We start from the raw sequence: 19,380 nt of genomic DNA on the forward strand, positions 1-19,380 counted from the left end.
CCCTTTTGTTTTTAGTATTTTCTTTCTTGTGGTTGGTACTTCGTTATTCTAACTTCACAGTATTCTACTTTAGGACCTTCTGGTGTGTAGTAAGCCAAACTGTGTTTTAAGAAGTTTTCATCGTCTCTGTTTGGATAATCTCTTCTTGCGTGAGCTCCTCTACTTTCTTTTCTTAAAACTGCTGTTGTAGCAATTGCTTCTGCAAGGTCAAGTAAAAATCCAAGTTCAATGTAATTTATAAGTGCAGTGTTGAATATTTTACCACTATCTCCAGGTGCAAGGTTTTTGTACCTTTCTTTTAACTCTTTAATTTTTTCTATTGCCTCGAGCATAGGTTTTTCTTCTCTAAATATTCCTACTTTATCCCACATTGTTTGAGCCATTTCAATTCTTATATCGTTTATATTTTCTTTACTTTCTTTTTTAAGTAGATTTTCTATCTCTCTTCTTGCCCTTTCTTCTTCTGATTTTAAGTTAAAGTTATCATCAGGTTTATTTCTCGCATACTCAACCGCAGCAGCTCCTGCTGGTTTTCCAAATACTACTAAGTCTAATAATGAGTTTCCACCTAATCTGTTTGCTCCGTGGACCGATACACAAGCACATTCACCTACTGCAAATACACCGTTTACCCCTGTCATACTTGTTTTGTAATCTCTAACATCTATTCCACCCATAGAGTAGTGGGCTGTAGGTCTTACTGGTATAGGCTCTTCAATTGGGTCTACACCTTCAAAGTCTATACAAAGTTGTCTTATCTGAGGAAGTCTTGATTTTATCTTTTCAGCTCCAAGGTGTCTAAGGTCAAGATGGACATAAGCCATCATACCTTCTCCCCATCCTCTTCCTTCTAGTATCTCCGTTTCTATAGACCTTGCAACTAAGTCCCTTGGTGCGAGCTCCATCTTTTGAGGAGCGTATCTTTCCATAAATCTTTCTCCTCTGTTGTTTATAAGGTATCCACCTTCACCTCTTGCTCCTTCAGTGACAAGTATTCCTGTTGACCTTAAACCAGTTGGGTGGAATTGAACAAACTCCATATCTTTAAGTGGAATTCCTGCTCTGTAGCATATTGCCATTCCATCTCCTGTTGAACCTATTGCGTTTGTGTTTCTAACCCAGTAAACCCTTGCATAACCACCTGTTGCAAAGATTATGGCTTTTGCTTTTATTGCGTGAACTTCTCCACTTCTTATGTCGATAGCGATAACACCTTTTGCTTCATTGTTATCAATTATTAACTCAAAAACAAACCATTCGTTTAAAAATTCCACGTCGTTTTTTAAACATTGTTCGTATAATGTATGTAATATAACGTGTCCTGTTTTGTCAGCTGCATAACAAGTCCTTGGGAATCCTGCTCCACCAAAAGGTCTTTGGGCTATTCTACCGTCAGGTAGTCTTGAAAATGGAACTCCAAGATGCTCAAGCTCGTATATTCTCTTTGGAGCCTCATAACACATAAACTCTATAGCGTCTTGGTCACCAAGGTAGTCACTACCTTTTACAGTATCAAAGGTATGAACTTCTGGATTATCTGAAGGGTCTACGTTTGCGAGAGCTGCGTTTATACCACCCTGAGCAGCTCCTGTGTGGGATCTTGTAGGATAAACTTTAGAGATAACGGCAACTTTTACATCTTTAGCTTTACTTGCTTCAAGGGCAGCCATTAATCCGGCACCGCCTGCTCCCACTATTAAAACGTCATAGCTAAGCATCTTTATCCTCCTAATAATAAATAAAACGATGTTTTATTATAGCATTAACAAAAGGATAATTTCCATATTTTTTGTTTAAGAAGGTATAAAACTTTTTAACTTAAGTGTATTGTGGTATAATATTCCTTTCAAAAATTTAACCGGAGGATGAAAGATATGCATCAATTAATAAGAGAGATTGAAGAAAGGTATCTTCCTAAGGATATTCCACAGTTTAGGCCGGGAGATACTGTAAGAGTACATTTAAAAGTAAAAGAAGGAGAAAAAGAAAGAACACAGATTTTCGAAGGGCTTGTTATCAGAGTTAGAGGAAGTGGATTAGGTAAAACATTTACAGTTAGAAAAGTTTCTTACGGAGTTGGTATGGAAAGGATATTCCCTATAGCATGTCCGTCTATTCAAAAAATAGAAATAGTTAAAAGAGGTATTGTCAGAAGAGCTAAACTTTACTACATCAGAAATCTCAAAGGTAAATCTGCAAGAATTAGAGAGCTTAAAGAGTGGGAAATTAAGAAAAGATCTCAGGAATCTCAAGCTGCTAAAGAAAATAATGGATAGCCTTGAAAAAAAGATTTATAAAAACGGTTATAAATACATAGTAGGAATAGATGAAGCCGGAAGAGGGCCTATTGCTGGTCCTCTTGTTATTTCAGCTGTTATTTTTAAATATAACCAAAAACCTTTTGTATATGCAGATTCTAAAAAGTTATCTCCCAAAGAAAGAGATAGTCTTTACAACGAGATACTTGAAAACGCTTTAGATTACAGTATAGTTGTAGTAGATAATGAAAAAATTGACTCTTTAGGGATTTCTTCTGCATTAAAAGAAGGTATTTACAAAGCTATAGAAAAGCTTTACATAAAACCAGATTATGCAATTTTAGATTTTATAAATATTGACCTTGATTTTGACAGTATATCTATACCAAAAGCAGATGAAGTATCTCATACGGTTGCAGCTGCAAGTATCTTATCAAAAATAACAAGAGACAGAATTATGGAAGATTACTCAAAAATTTACCCTAACTTTTCTTTTGACAAACATAAAGGTTATCCTACGAAGCAACATTATCAAGAGATAAAAATGTACGGAATAACTCCAATTCATAGAAAATCTTATAGGTTATTTTAGATATGATAAAAGAACTTATAAAAAAGATTACGGAAAAGAAGAATCTATCTAAAGAAGAAGTCTTATTCCTATTCCAAGAGATAATGGATAGAAAACTTACAGACGCTCAACTGGGAGCTGTTCTTATTGGCCTTAAAATGAAAGGAGAAACGGTAAATGAGATATCTGCAGCTGCTACTGTAATGAGAGATAAAGCTATTAAAGTAAACGTTAAAGATAAATCTAAGTTGGTAGATACTTGTGGAACAGGTGGTGATAATATAGGTACTTTTAATGTCTCAACAATATCAGCTTTTGTAGTTGCGGCAAGTGGTGCAAAAGTTGCAAAACACGGAAACAGGTCTGTATCTTCCAAATGTGGTAGTGCAGACCTTATGGAAAGTTTAGGCGTTAAAATAGATATGCCTCCAGAAAAAGTTGAAAGATGTATAGATGAAGTAGGTCTTGGATTCTTGTTTGCTCCTATTTTTCATCCTGCTATGAAAAATGTTGTAAGACAGAGAAGGGAAATTGGTGTAAGAACTATTTTTAACATTTTAGGTCCTCTTTCAAATCCAGCTGATGCACCTTACCAGTTGATGGGAGTGTATGATAAAGATTTAGTTGAGCCTATAGCAAAGGTTTTGGTAAATTTAGGAATAAAGAGAGCATTTGTTGTTCATGGACTGGAAGGTTTAGATGAGGTCTCTCTAACAGCAGAGACTTTAGTGGCTCAGGTAGATGGAGAAGATATTAAAGTTTACACAGTAAAGCCAGAAGATTTTGGTTTAAAAAGAGTATCTATAGAAGATTTAAAAGGTGGAGATATAATAGAAAATAAAGAGATAGCTCTTAACATACTAACAGGGAAAGACTACAGTCCTAAAACTGATTTTGTAGCTTTAAACAGCGGATTTGCTTTAAAGGTTGCAGGTGTAGTTAGTAGTATTAAAGAAGGTATAGAACTGGCAAAGGAGTCTATATACTCTAAAAAGGCTTACGAAGTTTTAGAAAAACTTAGAAACTTATCATAAAAGGAGGATTTTATGGTTTTAGAGGAGAAGTTAGCATTTATTACAGGAGCAAGTAGAGGAATAGGGAGAGCTATAGCCTTAAAACTTGCTTCTATGGGATGTGATGTAATAGTAAACTACTACAAAAGTAAAGAAAAAGCAGAAGAAGTTGTAAAGGAGATAGAATCAATGGGTAGAAAAGGGTATGCAATACAGGGGGATTTTGGGGTAAAAGAAGATATTGATAGGGTATTTGATGAGATAACTGAGAAGTTTGGATATTTAGATATTTTTGTAAGTAATGCAGTAGCTTCAGGAAGAGAAGTTGTTGGTGGATTTGCACCGTTTTTAAGATTAAAAGAAAAAGGAACTTTAAGAATATACAACATAACCACTTTTGGTTTTATCTGGTCTTCTCAAAGAGCTGTAAAATTGATGGAAGGTAGAGAAGGTAAAATAATTGCAATCTCTTCTACAGGAACAAGGGACTACATGCCAAACTATGCTATACACGGTTCTGCAAAGGCAGCTTTAGAAACTTTAGTTAGATATTTAGCTGTAGAAGTAGGTCCTATGGGTATAAACGTAAACTGTGTATCTGGAGGTCCTATAGACACAGAAGCTATTCAACTGTTTCCCAACTACGAAGAAGTAAAAGAAGGAACTATAAAACTTACACCACTTGGAAGAATGGGACAACCTGAAGATATAGCAGGAGTTGTTGGATTTCTGTGTACTCCAGATGCAAGATGGATACAAGGACAAACCATTATTGTAGATGGAGGATTATCACTAGTCAGAGGAGGCCGTTAACTGTATCGGCTTCCTTTTTGTGATACTTTTGATAAGTATCCAAAAAACATTGACGCATCTTTAAGGTTGTTTGCAATGTCTTCTGAGTAGTATTTTGAAGATTTTATATCTTCTGAAATGTTTTCTAACTCAATCATACTTTGGGCTAAAAAGTCTACTATGTCTTTATTGTGTATCTTAAAGTTTTCTGGAAATAAAGGAGTGTGTATTTCTAAAGATGGTAGCGTAAATATAATCCATCCAAGGGTATGAAGTGTTAAATCGTATATATTTTTTATTGTAGATAAGTTATCTATCTCCACAGCTTTGTAAAGAAGTTCCGATAGTTTATATAAACTTTCTGAGAAATTTTTAAATATAAAAGAAGATTCATCAACAGATAAAATATCTTTTTCTTTTATTAATTTGTCTATCTTTTTTTGCTGGAAATAAACAAATGTTTCCGTATCAAAAATTAAAATCTCAAGTTGTTCTTTTTTCATAATTCTTTACTCTAAGTATTTCATTACTAAATTTTTAAGTTTAAGCATTATCTTAGTATGGAGCTGTGAAACCCTTGATTCGGTTATACCGAGTATGTCAGCTATTTCTTTCATATTTAACTCTTCATAGTAGTATAAGCTTATCAAAAGTCTCTCTCTTTCATCAAGATGATTTAATATTATATCAGAAAGTATTTCTTTTAACTGTTTTTCTTCAACTACTTTATCTGGTGTATCATCGTTAGAGGATATAACTTCCCATAGATGCAAACTTTCATCATCATCTTTACTTACGTCTGAGTCAAGGGAAATTAATACTTTGTTTGCTAAAACTTCAGCGTAAGTCATATACTCTTCTACAGTCATACCAAGATAGTTTGCTATTTCTTCTGTTTTTGCCTGTCTTCCAAGCTGAGCTTCAAGTTGAGCTATTTTATTTTCAAGGTTTTTTATTTTAGACCTTACAGACCTTGGAACCCAGTCAAGTTGTCTTAAATGGTCTATTATGTATCCTCTGATTCTTATCTCTGCGTATGTTGATAACTTTATACCTTTTGATGGGTCATACTTTTCTAGAGCATCGTATAGACCTAAAACCCCTACTTGAATTAAATCTTCTTCATCAACTATTGGTGGTAAATTTTCGTGTTTTAATGCTTTTACAATATACTTTATTTTTGGTAGATACTCTATTATTATTTCGTTTTTATTTACTGTTTGTACCTGCATATTGCCACCTCCCACTATTATTAATGTTGTTTTAAGCAAGATTTATGCCAATTGTTAATCGTTTATTTAATTAGTATTTACAAATTATGGATGCAAACAAAGTTATGCAGTATAGATGATAACTACTGCAACAGAATAGTTTTTTTCGTGAGAGATTGAAATAGATATATTAAGGTTTTTGGTATGATAGATATCATTGTGCAGTAAAATTTCTGCAGGAGCTCCTTTTTTACCTACTACTTCTATATCTTTATACCGGAGGGTTTTACATGATAATTGATAGTAAGCTTTTATGGTTGCCTCTTTGGCAGCAAATCTTGCAGCTAAACAGGGAATAAAATCATTTTTTTTCAGGCAGTACTCAATTTCTCTTTGTGTGTACACTTTTTTTAAAAATTTTTCTTTGAATCTACTGTAAGCTTTTTCTATTCTACTGTTTTCTACTATGTCTATGCCTGTGTATATTTTCATTTTGTTTTTATCTTGTTTAAGATTTCTTCTACTATCTGGAAGGGTGTTTTATTTTCTGCATTTATCCTGTAGGTTGCAAGTCCGTACACTTTTTTTCTTTCATCGAAGAGCTTTTTAATTTTATCTAGGGGTTGGTTTAAAAGAGGTCTGTTTTCATCATTTTTTATTCTTTCTAATATAGTGTTAAGATTCAAATCTAACCATATAACTATACCGTTTTTTTTCATTTGGTTCATGTTTTCAGCGTCAGCTCCTAATCCTCCTCCTGTTGATACTACAAGGTTTTGTGTGTTTAGTAATTCTTGAAGGTATTTTTTTTCTAGTTCTCTAAAGTAAAGTTCTCCTTTTTTTTCAAAAATATCTTTAATTTTCATTTTTTCTCTTTCTTCTATAAGTTTGTCTACGTCAACAAAATCTCTAGAAGTTTTATCTGCTAGTAATTTTCCTACCGTTGACTTTCCACTTCCCATAAAGCCTACTAAGTATATGTTTTTCATGGTAGAATAATTCTACCATAAAAGTCTTTTAGATTCTTAGGATGGATAGTAGAGAAAATTTAAAGTTTTACCTTTTTGCTTTTATAACAGTATTTATATTTTTCTGGAACTTTTGGTATAACGATGTATGGATACCTAACGAGAGTTTTTATGCTGAAGCTGTAAGAGAGATGTTTGAATCTAAAAACTTTCTTGATATTTACTACAACTATGAACCAAGGTTTAATAAACCTCCCCTTACTTACTGGGTTATAGCTTTATCTTCTTTAATATTTGGTTTAAACGAGTTTGCCATAAGACTTCCTATTGTTTTGATGGCTGTTGGGTCTTTATTTTTAACTTATAAGATAGGAGAGCTTCTTTACGGTAGGTATGTTGGTATTTTTTCTTTCTTTGTGATGGCTTTTAGTTTTCAGTTTGTTATAAACTCAAGATATGCATCTCCCGAAGTCCCTCTTCTTTTCTTTTTTACACTTACTTTGTATTTATTTTTAAAAGGTTATAAAAAAAAGAACCTTTTGTATATTTTCCTTTCTTACGTATCCCTTGGTTTAACTGTTCTTACTAAGGGGTATCCTTACTTTTTTGTTTTAGGTGGTATCGTGGGTTTTTATCTTTTGATTGAAAGTAATTTTAATTTAAAAGAGTTTTTCAAGAAGTTAATTGATATAAAAATCTATATAGGCGTTCCTATTTCCTTGGTTATAGGGCTTAGCTGGATTGTTTATATGAGTCTAAAGTTTGGGGATACATTCTGGAGTGTTTATAATGAAGAGACAGTAAAAAGGGCTTTTGGGGAAGAATCAAGGATTAGTGATTTATTCTTTTATCTAATAGTTATTCTTTGGGGATTTTTGCCTTACTCTCTGGCGTTTTACTACTCTTTTGTAGATAGTTTTAAAAGGTTGTTAAAGGATTTTTCTTTTATATTCAGCTGGATTTTTGTAATGTTTGTAGTGTTTACAGTAGCAAAAGGAAAGATACCTACTTACTTTATTCAAGCTCATCCTGCTTTGTCTGTTTTAGTTGGATATTATCTTGTTAATCATAATCCTTCTGGATTTAAAAAGGTTTTATGGGGAGCTTCTTTTGTTATTCCTACTGTTGTTATTACTGTTTTAAATGGTTATATGGTCTCTACATTTAATTTAGACTACTTTTACTACTTTATAATTTTATCTCCGTTCATTTTTCTTTTAAGATATAGAGATTACAAGTTGATTCCTTTTTTATCTACGATGATAACATTTTTTATTTTGACAGTATCTCTACTTGTAAAGGTAGAAAAATATAGACCTTACAAAGAGATTGGAGAGATTATAAACTACAACGTTCCTGATAGGTCTGTGCCTTTGATTATTCAAAATAGATTTTTCCATAATATGCCTTTTTACGCCAAAAGAAAAGTTTTAAGAGATTACTCAGAAGGTCAGATAGTTCAGTACTGGCAAAGTCATAACTATATGGTTGCATTGGTGGAAGAAAACACTTTAAATAAAATAAACGGAAAAGTTCTTTGGAGTGGTTATCTTTATCCTAATAGCGAGTCAAGGTTTGCCATCTTTCTAAAGAATGTTGCAAAAGCAGAGAAAGGAGATTACTCTGGATTTGTGAAAATGTATCTCATTTACACAACGCGGTAGTAAAACATGCTATCTGACTGTATTAGATTTTTCAGTTGCAGATTAAACAGTATAGAATCTATATCTGGATACTTATTTGAAAACTTTTCTAATATCTCATCGTAGTACTTTTTACTGTCTAAAAACATTAAAACTTCTTTTTCCTGCTCTGTTAGGTCAGATAGATAGTCAATGTTTACACTGGATTTTAAAAATGGTAAAAACTCTTTTAAATCTTTAAACTCTGTTATAGCTATAGCTCCTTCTTTTATAAGAGAGTTATTACCCTTAGCTGTAGATAGATTTATGTTTGCAGGAACTGTAAAGACAAGCCTTCCGTATTCGTTTCCATAGTTTGCTGTTATCAAACTTCCAGATTTATCTGGAGCTTCAATAATAAAAACACCATAAGATAGTCCTGCTATTGACCTATTTCTTTGAGGAAATGTGTAAGAAGAAGGTTTAGTTCCAATTGGAAACTCTGATATAACACAGCCATTTTCAGTTATCTTATCGTAAAGTTTTCTGTTCTCAAAAGGGTAAACTACATCAATGCCACTTCCTAAAACTGCCGTTGTAAAACTTCCCTCTTCCAATGCAACTTTGTGGGCTATAGTGTCTATCCCTAAAGCCATTCCGGAGACTATATTTACACCTGATTTAGCAAGTTCTCTAACTATACTGTTTACAACATAAACACCGTAGCTTGAATGTTTTCTACTGCCTACTACTGCAACGGTATTTTCTGGAATGGGGAAAATGCCTTTAATGTAGATAACTGGTGGCGGGTCCGGAATATTTTTTAACAAAAAAGGGTAATCTTGATAAGAGAGGGGAACTATTTTTACACCTAATTTTTCTGCTTTTTCATACTCTTTTAAAGCCTTTTCTTTTAAAGATGTATCTCTGTTTGTTATTAACTTTGCTATATTTTCTCCAAAGTTTTCTTTTAAGTCATTAAAGTCTGCATTTAAAACGCTAGTTGCAGTAGAGTAATGTTCAATTAACTTTTTAATAGATACATTTCCCAAACCTTTTATAAAGTACAACTCTAAACAAGATAATATCTCTTCCATCTTTAAAATCCATGATTTTCTTGTTAAAATACTATTATAACAAATTGAGGTAAATCATTAATGGAAGGAACAATAAATAGATTGTTAGAAGATTTAGAAAAAAAGAAAAAGGGAGAGTTTTTTATATTTTATGAAGAAGTTCCTATAAAGGTAATACTAAATGTATTTGAGATAAATTTTTTGAAAAAGCAGATTGAGTTTGAAATAAATCCTAAAATAGAAGTTATGATTAGTCAGGAAAAGGAGTTATATGCAAGAGTAAATGATGATATTTTAGTCTTAAAAGCTTTAATGTGGAACAGGGAAGTACTTATTACGTCCTTTCCTTCTTTTGCAATAGAACCAAAGATAAAAAGAAATTTTGTAAGAGTCAAATGTCCAGCTAAACATCCTGTAAATTTGGAAATAGATTCTGAGTTGTGTGTTAATTTAAGGGATATATCTGAAGAAGGATTTAGTTTCAAACTTCCTAAAAGTGCTACATTTGAGATAGACAAAGAGTATGAGGGTAGATTAAACGTAAATAGTAAGACTTTCCCAATAATATTTAAACCTTTATACAAAATTGAAAGACCAGATAATACTTATAGGTATGGGTGTAAAATTACACAAGCAAGACCAATTGTTCAGAATGAGATTGCAAAGTATGTTGGAGATAGACAAAGAGAATTAGCTAAAATACTAAGTAATTTTGCAGATTAAGGAAGTCCTAAAACTTTGTGACATTGAGGGATGATTCTACTTTCAATACCAAGTTGTAGTAGCTGGTCTTGTAAGTTTAAAGCTTTTTTTACCATTTCTGGTTTATTACTTTCAGGTTGTAAAACGATTATATCACTTTTTATTATATCTATAAAATCTGGTTTTATTATGTGGTTTAAAGATAGGTTTTCATCTACAACGAATTTTAGCTCTTTTATGTAAGGGATTAAATCTTTGTTTACAAAGTAAAATGGTGGTTTTGGAGAGCAGGTAATGTATAGTCTATCTAAATTTAAATCTTTAAATCTTTCATTCCATAGAGTTCCGTTTGTTTCAATAAAAACGTAGTAATCCTCATCAAGTAGTGATTTTACTAAAATATCTAAATTCGATGTTAAGAAAGGCTCTCCACCTGTTATACATACCCTTTTGAGGTTATAGGTACTAACTTCTTTTAATATTTCTTCTAATGTCTTTACTGTATAGGTTTTTCCATCGTAAGAGTATGTTGTATCACACCAGCTACATCTTAGATTACATCCTTCAAGTCTTATAAAAACAACGGGAAGGCCAACCCATCTACCTTCTCCTTCAACTGTTCTAAATATTTCAACAACTTTAAAAGTTTCTTTATACAGGTTTTTCTTCAACAATCTCATAGGCTTCTATAATATCACCAACTTTTATATCATTATAATCCTTTAAAGTTAAGCCACACTCAAATCCTTTTTGAACCTCTTTAACATCTTCTTTGAATCTTTTTAGAGAGGCTATTTCTCCATCGTATATAACTACTCCGTTTCTTACTAGCCTTGCTTTTGCGTTTCTTCTTATAACTCCTTCTGTTACATAACATCCAGCTATTGTACCTATAGACTTTGCCTTGAATGTAGCCCTTACTTCAGCTGTTCCAAGTAATACTTCCCTAAAGGTTGGTTTTAACATTCCTTTCATTGCTTTTTCAAGGTCTTCAATAGCTTGGTATATAATGTTATAAAGTCTTATGTCTACATTTTCTTGCTCTGCTGCTTTCCTTGCTGCTGCATCTGGTCTTACATTAAATCCTATGATGATAGCGTTTGAAGCAGCTGCAAGCATAACATCACTTTCTGTTATACCACCTACAGCTGCATGGATTATATTTATCTTTACTTCTTCAAACTTTTCAGATAAATCTTCAATAGATTTCTTTAAAGCTTCTAAAGAACCTTGAACATCAGCTTTTATAATTATGTTTATCTCTTTTGCCTCACCTAAATTTTCAAGGCTAATTCTGGTTTTCTTAGCTAATAACTCTTCCTCTCTTCTTTGTTTTCTTACTTCCGCTAACTGTTTTGCCTCTCTTTCTGTTGCTTTTGCTATAAATTTATCTCCAGCTTGGGGAACCTCATCAAAACCCAGTACCTCAACAGGTGTTCCCGGTTTTGCCTCTTTTAATCTTTCTCCTCTTTCATTGAATAAAGCTTTAACTTTTCCCCACGTATATCCTGCTACAAAGTAATCTCCAACGTGTAGGGTTCCATCTTCTATTAAAACTGTAGCAACTGGTCCTTTTTTAGGATCTAACTTTGATTCTATAACTGTTCCAACAGCAAGTTTATTAGGGTTGGCTTTAAGTTCAAGCATTTCTGCTACTAAAAGTATCATTTCAAGAAGCTCTTCAACGTTTTTACCTGTTTTTGCTGAGATATCTACAAATATCGTATCTCCACCCCACTCTTCTGGTATAAGTCCGTACTGGGTTAGTTCTTGCCTTACTCTCATTGGATCTGCACCGGGTTTGTCTATCTTGTTTACAGCTACTATTATAGGAACTTTTGCGTTTTTAGCGTGGTTTATTGCTTCTACAGTTTGAGGTTTTACTCCATCATCTGCAGCTACTACAAGTACAGCTATATCTGCTACTTTTGAACCTCTCGCTCTTAAGGTTGTAAATGCTTCGTGTCCTGGTGTATCTAAGAAAGTTATCTCTTTTCCATTTGGAAGTTTTATTTTGTAAGCACCTATATGCTGTGTTATACCACCGTGTTCTCTTGCTGCTACATCAGTTTTTCTAATAGTATCAAGTAACGTTGTTTTTCCATGGTCAACGTGTCCCATTACAGTTACGACTGGTGGTCTTTCTTCTAACTGTCCTATTTCTTCTTCTCTAACCTCTACCTCTTCTTTTATTTCTTCTTCAGGCTCTTCACCTTCTACTTTCAACTCTGCTAAGAATCCGTGTTTTTCTGCTATTTCTAATGCAATTTTAGGGTCTATAGTCTGGTTTACGGTTGCAAGTATTTTCTTTTGTAATAAGTCCATGAGTATCTGATTAACGGGTATATCTAAAAGGTCTGCTAACTCTCTTACGGTTATAACTTCTGGTATTTGAATGATTTTAATCTCTTCTTCTTTAGATTCTTCAACTTCTCTTTTCTTTTCTTCTTTTTTAGGTTTTTTCTTCTTAGGATGCCCTTCCATAAGTTTTCTGAGAGCTTCCATCTCTTCCTTTTCTTCTTTAGCTATACGAGCAATCCTTTCTTCTTTTGTCTCTTTTTTCTCTGGTTTTTTCTCTTCTTTTATAGATTCGGGAGTAAAGGCTAAAGTTGGTCTTTCCTCAGGTTTTCTTAAAGGTTTTTCTTCTTTCCTTTCGAATTCTTGTGCTTTTACTGGTTGCTTTTCGTCTTTTCTTTCGAATTTTTCCTTTCTTTCAAACTTTTCTTTCCTTTCAAAAGGCTTTTTCTCTTCTTTTTTCTCAAATCTTTCTCTTTTTTCAAAAGGTTTTCTTTCCTCTCTCTTTTCAAATTTTTCCTTTTTTTCAAACCTTTCTCTTTTCTCAAAAGGTTTTTTCTCTTCTCTTCTATAAACTTTTTTTCTCTCTTCCTCAGGTACTACACCTTCTATAACTTCTGGCTGTTTTGGGAGAGATTCTACTTTTTTTTCTTTTATTTCCTCTTTTGGCTTTTCTTCAACTTTTTCTTCTACTACTTCAGGCTGCTGTTTAATTTTCTCTTCTTCAAGTTTCTTTTGTTCTTCTAATTTTCTTCTTTTTTCCTCTTCTTGTCTTCTCAATTCTTCTTCTATTTTCCTTTTTTCTTCTTTCACTTTTTCTTCTACATTCTTAGCTAATTCAAAAGGAATTATAGAAAGATTAGAGACTTCTTTTGTATAACCTAACTCTCTAAGTTTTTGCTCTAATTCTGATAACGTAATACCTAATTTATGGTACAGGTCAAAAGCTTTTATTCCTTCTCCTTCCTTTTTTTCTTTTTTCTCTACGGTTTCTTCTTTCTGTGTAAATCTGTCTTTAATAACGTCAATAACGTCTTTATCTACTTTATCAGTTATCTTTTTTATGTTTAAACCAAACTCCTCATTTAAAATTTTCTTTAGTTCTTGAGGGTCTATATTTAACTGGATAGCTAAATCTTTTACTTTCAATTAAAAAACCTCCTGCAGCTTCTTAAAAATTTCTTTTATTTTTAGATTAAGTTCGTTTTTAGGTAAAATTATAACTCCTACTTCGTTTTTTCCAAACAACCTACCTAAATCTTTTTTTGTTTTGTACTGGTAAATATCACCTTTAAATTTATTTAATATATATCTTTTTGTGTTTTCTGAAAGGTCTTTTGCTATAATAACAAAAGTATCACCCTTTACTTTATCAATATTCTCATACCCAAATTTTATTTTACGAGCTTTAAAGCTAAGTTGTAATAAACTGTCTATTTTCTTTTCATCCATCACTTTGTTGGTAGTTTCTGTATCTTTTCAAAATCTTCTTCACTTAGTATATCTATATGCCAACCTGTCAACTTATGTGCTAATTTTGCGTTTATACCATTTTTTCCTATTGCCAAAGATAACTCTTCTTTTGGTACAGCAACTTCTATTCTCTTTTCCTTTGGAAGTAATCTATACTTTGTTGGTCTTGCAGGAGATAAGGCTCTTATAACAAATCTTGCAGGGTCTTCAGACCATTCTATCACGTCTATTTTTTCATCTGATAGTTCGTTAGATACGTTTTGTATTCTACTTCCTTTTAAACCTACTACTACTCCTACAGGATCTATATTTTTATCTTTGGTATAAACTGCTACCTTTGCCCTTTCTCCCGGTTCCCTTGCCACAGCTTTTACTTCAATTTCACCTTCTTGAATCTCAGGTACTTCTATTTCTAATAATTTTTTTAAGAAGTTTGGATGTGTTCTTGATAAAATTATAAGGGGTCCCTCGCTAACTTTTATAACTCTTTTTACTTTACCTTTTTCCAGTATAGGATACTTATTTTCTTTTAAAACTTTTAAAACAAGGGCTCTTACTCTATCTCCTATTTTATATTTTTCTTTTGGTATCTGTTCTTCTTTTGGTAGTATTGCTTCTACTCTACCTAAATCTACTATAATATCTTCACCTTCAAATCTACGAACTGTCCCTGTTATTATTTTGCCTTCATACTCTTTAAATTCTTTATATAGAATATCTCTTTCTACTCTTGAAACTTTTTCTGCTATTACCTCTTTTGCAACAGATAGAGCTATTCTCCCTATATCTTCCAGATCTAATGGGACTTCGACAAACTTTCCATAATCAACATTAGGGTTATACTTTTTTGCTTCTTCTAAAGATATTTCTTTTTTTTCATCTTCAACAAAAGGTGTAACTTTCTTTTTAATTAAAACTTTTAACTCATCTTTATCTTTGTCATAAATCACTTTAATCTGGTCATTTCTTAGTTTGTACTCTTTTTTCACAGCAACAAATATTCCATCTTTTAATGCTCTTTCTATAACTTCTTCTGGAATGTTTTTCTCTTTTGCTACTGTTTCTATAACATTCTTTAATTTTATAGGCATACCTGCTCCTAAAAATCTAATTTTGTTTGTGATATCTTATCTAAAGGTATTTCAACTACTATATTATCTTGTTTTAATTTAACTATGCCATCTTCAAGACCTTCTAAAATACCTTTAAATATCTTTTTATCTTCTATAGGTTCTTTTGTTTTAACAACAACATCTTTACCTTTAAATATGTTGTACTCTTCTATATTTTTAAACTTTCTGTCCAGTCCGGGGGACGATACTTCTAGAGTGTAAGATGTTTTTATTAAATCCTCAACATCTAATATAGAACCTATTCTTTGGCTTACATACTCACAATCATCTATAGAAGTCCCTTCAGGGTTGTATATGTATATTCTAAGTACTGGTCTTTTACCTGTAATATACTCTATATCGACTAATTTTAAACCTCTGTCTTCCAGTATTGGACTTAGTAATTCTTTAACTTTTTCCTCTAACTTCATTCTTTCCCCAAATTTAAAATTTAAGAATATTAATTTTATCATAAATTAAGCTAAATTTCGAAAAAGAAAAGAGAGGAAGGAAAACTCCTTTTGAGATTTTTATATAGATAAAATTTCTTTTTCTTTTGCTTCTGCTAGCTGATTAATCTCTTCTATGTATTTGTCAGTTAGTTTTTGAAGTTTTTCCAATGCTTTTTTAACATCATCTTCTGAAAAGCCTTCTTTTTTAAGTTTTTCTATGTTTTCTTTCTCGTCCCTTCTTACGTTTCTTACAGCTACCCTCGCTTCTTCTGCAAACTTATGTATTATCTTAACTACTTCTTTTCTCCTTTCTTCTGTCATAGGTGGAAGGTTTAGTCTTATTGTGTTACCTTCTGTTTGAGGATTGGCACCGAGGTTTGCTTCTATAAGAGCTTTTTCTATTGATTTTACAGCACTTTTGTCCCATGTTTGGATAACTATTTGAGATGGTTCAGGTGTGGATATTGTTGCAAGTTGTTTTAGTGGTATTTCAGATCCATAGTAATCAACTTTTATGTTCTCAACTAATCCAGTTGATGCTCTTCCTGTTCTAATACCTGTAAGCTCTTCTTTAAATTTTGCTACAGCACCTTTCATTCTTTTTTCAGCTTCTTTAAGATACTCCTCTATCATCCCTATACCTCCTTACCTTACTATTGAACCAACATCTTCTCCAAATACTATTTTTCTTAGGTTTCCTTTTTTCTTTATGTTAAAGACTGCTATAGGAAGTTTGTTTTCCATACAGAGTGTTAAAGCTGTATGGTCCATAACTTTCAGGTTTTTGTTTATTACATCTAAGTAGGATATTTCTTTTAAAAGTTTTGCATCAGGGTATTTCATAGGGTCTTTATCGTATATACCGTCTACCTTTGTTGCTTTTAAAAGTAGATCTGCTTTTATCTCTGCTGCTCTTAAAGCTCCTGTTGTGTCTGTTGTGAAAAATGGGCTTCCCGTTCCCGCTGCGAAAATAACTATTCTACCTTTTTCGAGGTGTCTTATCGCTCTTCTTCTTATGTAAGGTTCTGCAATTTGTCTCATCTCTATAGCAGACATTACTCTGGTAGGGACGTCTTTTTTTTCTAAGGCATCTTGCAGGGCTAGAGCGTTCATTACAGTTGCCAGCATTCCCATATAGTCAGCAGTAGCTCTGTCAAGCCCCATCTCGGTGCCTTTTATACCTCTAAATATATTTCCACCACCTATTACAATGGCTATCTGTACTCCTATATCGTAAACATCCTTTATTTCATCACAAAGTTCACTTACAAAATGGGGATCAATCCCGTAGTCCTGATCCCCCATTAAAGCTTCACCAGATAATTTAAGGAGTATTCTTTTATAAACTAAAGGCACTTTTTACTCTCCTAATTCGTATCTACAGAATCTTCTTACTTGAATATTTTCTCCTATCTTTGCAATGTACTCTTTTATAAGCTCTTCTATAGTCTTTTTGTCATCTTTTATGTAGGGTTGTTCGTAAAGACAGACTTCTTTGTAGAATTTTTCTAGCTTTCCTTCAGCTATTTTTTCTGCTATATGAGGAGGTTTTCCTTCTGCTATAGCGGCTTCTCTTGCAATTTCTCCTTCTTTTTCAACAACTTCTCTTGGTACATCTTCTCTTTTTACGTATTGAGGTTTCATCGCTGCTATTTGAAGGGCTATCTCATTTGCAAGTTCTTTAAATAGATCGTTTCTTGCTACAAAATCTGTTTCACAGTTTAACTCAAGTAAAACGCCTATTCTTCCACCTGCGTGGATGTAGGAATGTATTAAACCTTCCTTTGTCTCCCTTCCAGCTTTTTTAGCTGCTTTTGCAATACCTTTTTTTCTAAGTATCTCTACAGCAGCCTCTAAATCTCCGTTTGCTTCTTCTAAAGCTGCTTTACACTCGAGCATTCCTGCTCCAGTCATCTCCCTTAACGTTTTAACTAACTTTGCATCTACAGCCATGTCACAATTCCTCCTTTGCTTCTTCTACCGATTCTTTTGCTTCTTTTTCAACTATTTCTGCAAGTCTTTCTTCTTTAGAGTAGTTTTTAGCTCCCATGTATCCGGATTCTACTATTTCTGCTTCTTTTGCAAGGAGCTCTTCTTCAATTGTTTTTGTTTCAACAGCTGTTCCCAGACTTTCTCTCATTTTCTTTCCTTCTATAACTGCATCGGCAATTTTAGAGGTGATTAAACTTATAGCCTTTATTGCGTCATCGTTCCCCGGTATTGGGTAGTCTATTTTGTCAGGATCACAGTTTGTATCTGCTATAGCTACAACCGTAACCCCAAGTTTATTAGCTTCCGTTACAGCTAAATCTTCCCTAACTGTATCTACTACGAAGATAATATCTGGGACTCTGTTCATATCAACTATACCTTTTAAGTACTTTTCAAGTTTTTCTTTTTGTTTTTTTAACTTCATAACTTCTTTTTTAGGAAGTATCTCAAATGCACCTTCTGCTTCCATCTTTTGGAGCTTTCTGAGTTTTGCTATGCTTTTTCTAACTGTTTGGAAGTTTGTAAACATTCCACCAAGCCATCTATAGTTAACGTAGTAAGCCCCACATCTTTGAGCTTGCTCTTCTATGATGGCTTGAGCTTGCTTTTTAGTTCCGAGGAATAGGATTTCTGCACCGTTTGCCACTTCATTGATGATAAAGTCTATTGCTTGTTTGAAAAGTGGTACTGACTTAGATAAGTCGATGATATGAATGCCGTTTCTTTTTGTGTAGATGTACGGCTTCATCTTAGGGTTCCATCTTCTTACCTGATGGCCAAAGTGTACTCCAGCTTCTAAAAGCTCTCTCATACTAATTTCTACTGACATAAAAATACCTCCTATAAGGGTTTTTTCTTCCGCTTTCTCTAAGTTTTAACCCTGATATTAGGGCAACCCTCTAAGAGAAAGCGTGCTTAGTTAAGTATATTATTATACCATATTTTCTATTATGTAATATATCAGAGGAACTGTTAAGAAACTTAAAATAATACCTAAAGCAACTGAAGACACAGCTATATCTTTGTTTAAATTTGCTTCTATTACAAAGATTGATGCTAAAACCATCGGTGGCATTGAAAGTTGTAGTATTGCCACCTTCCACGGAAGAGTTAAAGAAACTCCTAAAAGTAAAAGTATAGTTAAAACAGTTAAAGGTAGTAGAATTTGTTTAATAAGTAAAACTAAAGATATGATTTTTATATCTTTCTTAATAGATGTAAACCTTAGATTCATACCTACAGAAAAAAGAATAAGTGGTATTACTGTAGAACCGAGCATGTCTAATATTTTTAGCACTATACTTGGAAGCTGGAAAGGTTTTAAAGATAGTGCTATTAAAAGGGCGGTAAACGGTGGAAAAAGTAAAAGTTTTTTTAAATCTACTTTAAATGATTTTTCATCTTTTGCAAAGGATATAAGTATTGGAGCAAGGATGTAAATAGGTAAAAACATTGCAAGATTGTCAAATATGACCGCATACCTTAAACCTTCACTTCCATAAAGTGAAAGTATAAAGGGATATCCTAAGAATCCTGTATTTGCAAACGTTGCAACCATAACAAACGAGATTGCCGATTTTTTGTCAAGTTTAATTAAGGTGGCTACTTTGTAAGAAAAGAGAATGTTGAGTATAAGTGCTATCCATCCTGTTAACAGTGCCATAAACACGTCAGAGGTAAACTTTAAATGGTAGATGTTGTTTATAACTAAAGCAGGAAAACCCACGTACATTATAAAGTCTATGTATGGTTTTGAGTAATTTTCTGAGAATATTTTTAGTTTTCTATAGATATATCCAAGGAAAAAGAAGAAAAAGATTATAATTAAGTTTTGTATCATCTA

Annotated in this window: 22 protein-coding genes; 6 read left to right on the forward strand and 16 right to left on the reverse strand. The window is 32.8% G+C overall.

Features of this window, described 5'->3' with window-relative positions:
* Positions 1–11: 11 nt before the first annotated feature.
* Positions 12–1,718, reverse strand: coding sequence for a succinate dehydrogenase flavoprotein subunit (gene sdhA / locus SULAZ_RS00865; RefSeq protein ID WP_012674239.1), 1,707 nt, complete (start codon positions 1,716–1,718; stop codon positions 12–14).
* 156 nt (positions 1,719–1,874) lie between these two features.
* Between sdhA and rplS the strand changes: the two genes are divergently transcribed.
* The 4 genes from rplS to SULAZ_RS00885 are packed head-to-tail and all read left to right on the forward strand — an operon-like array spanning position 1,875 to position 4,655.
* The gene (gene rplS / locus SULAZ_RS00870) at positions 1,875–2,276 is read left to right on the forward strand and encodes a 50S ribosomal protein L19 (RefSeq protein WP_012674218.1); all 402 of its coding nucleotides are present in this window, start codon (positions 1,875–1,877) and stop codon (positions 2,274–2,276) included.
* Positions 2,269–2,850, forward strand: coding sequence for a ribonuclease HII (locus SULAZ_RS00875; protein ID WP_012674695.1), 582 nt, complete (start codon positions 2,269–2,271; stop codon positions 2,848–2,850). Before rplS ends, SULAZ_RS00875 begins: the two co-directional genes overlap by 8 nt.
* A gap of 2 nt (positions 2,851–2,852) precedes the next feature.
* Entirely contained in the window at positions 2,853–3,863 is a 1,011-nt protein-coding gene (gene trpD / locus SULAZ_RS00880) for an anthranilate phosphoribosyltransferase (protein ID WP_012674011.1), read from the forward strand.
* Between the two features lie 12 nt (positions 3,864–3,875).
* A complete protein-coding gene (locus tag SULAZ_RS00885; protein WP_012673497.1) occupies positions 3,876–4,655 on the forward strand; it encodes an SDR family oxidoreductase in 780 nt (259 codons plus the stop codon).
* On the opposite strand, the gene SULAZ_RS00890 is transcribed toward SULAZ_RS00885, so the two are convergent.
* From SULAZ_RS00890 to SULAZ_RS00905, 4 genes are all read right to left on the reverse strand, one after another.
* The gene (locus SULAZ_RS00890; RefSeq protein ID WP_012674448.1) at positions 4,652–5,137 is read right to left on the reverse strand and encodes a hypothetical protein; all 486 of its coding nucleotides are present in this window, start codon (positions 5,135–5,137) and stop codon (positions 4,652–4,654) included. The genes SULAZ_RS00885 and SULAZ_RS00890 overlap by 4 nt on opposite strands.
* A gap of 6 nt (positions 5,138–5,143) precedes the next feature.
* Positions 5,144–5,866, reverse strand: a complete 723-nt coding sequence (locus SULAZ_RS00895; RefSeq protein ID WP_012674614.1) for a sigma-70 family RNA polymerase sigma factor — start codon at positions 5,864–5,866, stop codon at positions 5,144–5,146.
* 102 nt (positions 5,867–5,968) lie between these two features.
* Positions 5,969–6,337 carry a holo-ACP synthase gene (gene acpS / locus SULAZ_RS00900; RefSeq protein ID WP_012673805.1) on the reverse strand — a complete coding sequence of 123 codons (369 nt, stop codon included), beginning with the start codon at positions 6,335–6,337 and terminating at the stop codon, positions 5,969–5,971.
* Complete coding sequence (locus SULAZ_RS00905; RefSeq protein ID WP_012674291.1) at positions 6,334–6,834, reverse strand: shikimate kinase; 501 nt, start codon at positions 6,832–6,834, stop codon at positions 6,334–6,336. Before SULAZ_RS00905 ends, acpS begins: the two co-directional genes overlap by 4 nt.
* A 41-nt stretch (positions 6,835–6,875) precedes the next feature.
* Here SULAZ_RS00905 and SULAZ_RS00910 point away from each other — a divergent pair, with 41 nt between their 5' ends.
* On the forward strand, positions 6,876–8,477 hold the full coding sequence (locus SULAZ_RS00910) for an ArnT family glycosyltransferase (protein WP_012674113.1): 1,602 nt from the start codon (positions 6,876–6,878) through the stop codon (positions 8,475–8,477).
* On the opposite strand, the gene dprA is transcribed toward SULAZ_RS00910, so the two are convergent.
* A complete protein-coding gene (gene dprA / locus SULAZ_RS00915) occupies positions 8,462–9,532 on the reverse strand; it encodes a DNA-processing protein DprA (protein WP_012673574.1) in 1,071 nt (356 codons plus the stop codon). The two genes, SULAZ_RS00910 and dprA, sit on opposite strands and share 16 nt — an antisense overlap.
* Positions 9,533–9,592: 60 nt before the next feature.
* Here dprA and SULAZ_RS00920 point away from each other — a divergent pair, with 60 nt between their 5' ends.
* Positions 9,593–10,234: a PilZ domain-containing protein gene (locus SULAZ_RS00920; protein WP_012674939.1), complete on the forward strand. Its 642-nt coding sequence runs from the start codon at positions 9,593–9,595 to the stop codon at positions 10,232–10,234.
* Here SULAZ_RS00920 and SULAZ_RS00925 read toward each other — a convergent pair.
* The 10 genes from SULAZ_RS00925 to SULAZ_RS00970 all read right to left on the reverse strand — a co-directional run bounded on the left by SULAZ_RS00925 (position 10,231) and on the right by SULAZ_RS00970 (position 19,377).
* The gene (locus SULAZ_RS00925; RefSeq protein WP_049751962.1) at positions 10,231–10,893 is read right to left on the reverse strand and encodes a 7-carboxy-7-deazaguanine synthase QueE; all 663 of its coding nucleotides are present in this window, start codon (positions 10,891–10,893) and stop codon (positions 10,231–10,233) included. The genes SULAZ_RS00920 and SULAZ_RS00925 overlap by 4 nt on opposite strands.
* Positions 10,865–13,657 carry a translation initiation factor IF-2 gene (gene infB, locus SULAZ_RS00930; protein ID WP_012674196.1) on the reverse strand — a complete coding sequence of 931 codons (2,793 nt, stop codon included), beginning with the start codon at positions 13,655–13,657 and terminating at the stop codon, positions 10,865–10,867. Before infB ends, SULAZ_RS00925 begins: the two co-directional genes overlap by 29 nt.
* Positions 13,658–13,960, reverse strand: a complete 303-nt coding sequence (locus tag SULAZ_RS00935) for a 50S ribosomal protein L7ae (RefSeq protein ID WP_012673968.1) — start codon at positions 13,958–13,960, stop codon at positions 13,658–13,660.
* Positions 13,960–15,072 carry a transcription termination factor NusA gene (gene nusA / locus SULAZ_RS00940; RefSeq protein ID WP_012674817.1) on the reverse strand — a complete coding sequence of 371 codons (1,113 nt, stop codon included), beginning with the start codon at positions 15,070–15,072 and terminating at the stop codon, positions 13,960–13,962. The genes SULAZ_RS00935 and nusA overlap by 1 nt, the downstream gene beginning before the upstream one ends.
* A gap of 8 nt (positions 15,073–15,080) precedes the next feature.
* Positions 15,081–15,524 carry a ribosome maturation factor RimP gene (locus SULAZ_RS00945; protein ID WP_012674648.1) on the reverse strand — a complete coding sequence of 148 codons (444 nt, stop codon included), beginning with the start codon at positions 15,522–15,524 and terminating at the stop codon, positions 15,081–15,083.
* A gap of 99 nt (positions 15,525–15,623) precedes the next feature.
* Positions 15,624–16,178 carry a ribosome recycling factor gene (gene frr / locus SULAZ_RS00950; protein ID WP_012673683.1) on the reverse strand — a complete coding sequence of 185 codons (555 nt, stop codon included), beginning with the start codon at positions 16,176–16,178 and terminating at the stop codon, positions 15,624–15,626.
* A 12-nt stretch (positions 16,179–16,190) separates the two neighbouring features.
* Positions 16,191–16,901, reverse strand: coding sequence for a UMP kinase (gene pyrH, locus SULAZ_RS00955; RefSeq protein ID WP_012674409.1), 711 nt, complete (start codon positions 16,899–16,901; stop codon positions 16,191–16,193).
* A gap of 3 nt (positions 16,902–16,904) precedes the next feature.
* Positions 16,905–17,498, reverse strand: a complete 594-nt coding sequence (tsf, locus tag SULAZ_RS00960; protein WP_012673460.1) for a translation elongation factor Ts — start codon at positions 17,496–17,498, stop codon at positions 16,905–16,907.
* Between the two features lies 1 nt (position 17,499).
* Positions 17,500–18,366 (reverse strand): 30S ribosomal protein S2, encoded by an 867-nt coding sequence (gene rpsB / locus SULAZ_RS00965; protein WP_012674845.1) that lies wholly within the window; start codon positions 18,364–18,366, stop codon positions 17,500–17,502.
* Between the two features lie 102 nt (positions 18,367–18,468).
* Complete coding sequence (locus SULAZ_RS00970) at positions 18,469–19,377, reverse strand: AEC family transporter (RefSeq protein ID WP_012674853.1); 909 nt, start codon at positions 19,375–19,377, stop codon at positions 18,469–18,471.
* Positions 19,378–19,380 lie beyond the last annotated feature (3 nt).

The organism is Sulfurihydrogenibium azorense Az-Fu1 (assembly GCF_000021545.1).
Classification (GTDB): domain Bacteria; phylum Aquificota; class Aquificia; order Aquificales; family Hydrogenothermaceae; genus Sulfurihydrogenibium; species Sulfurihydrogenibium azorense.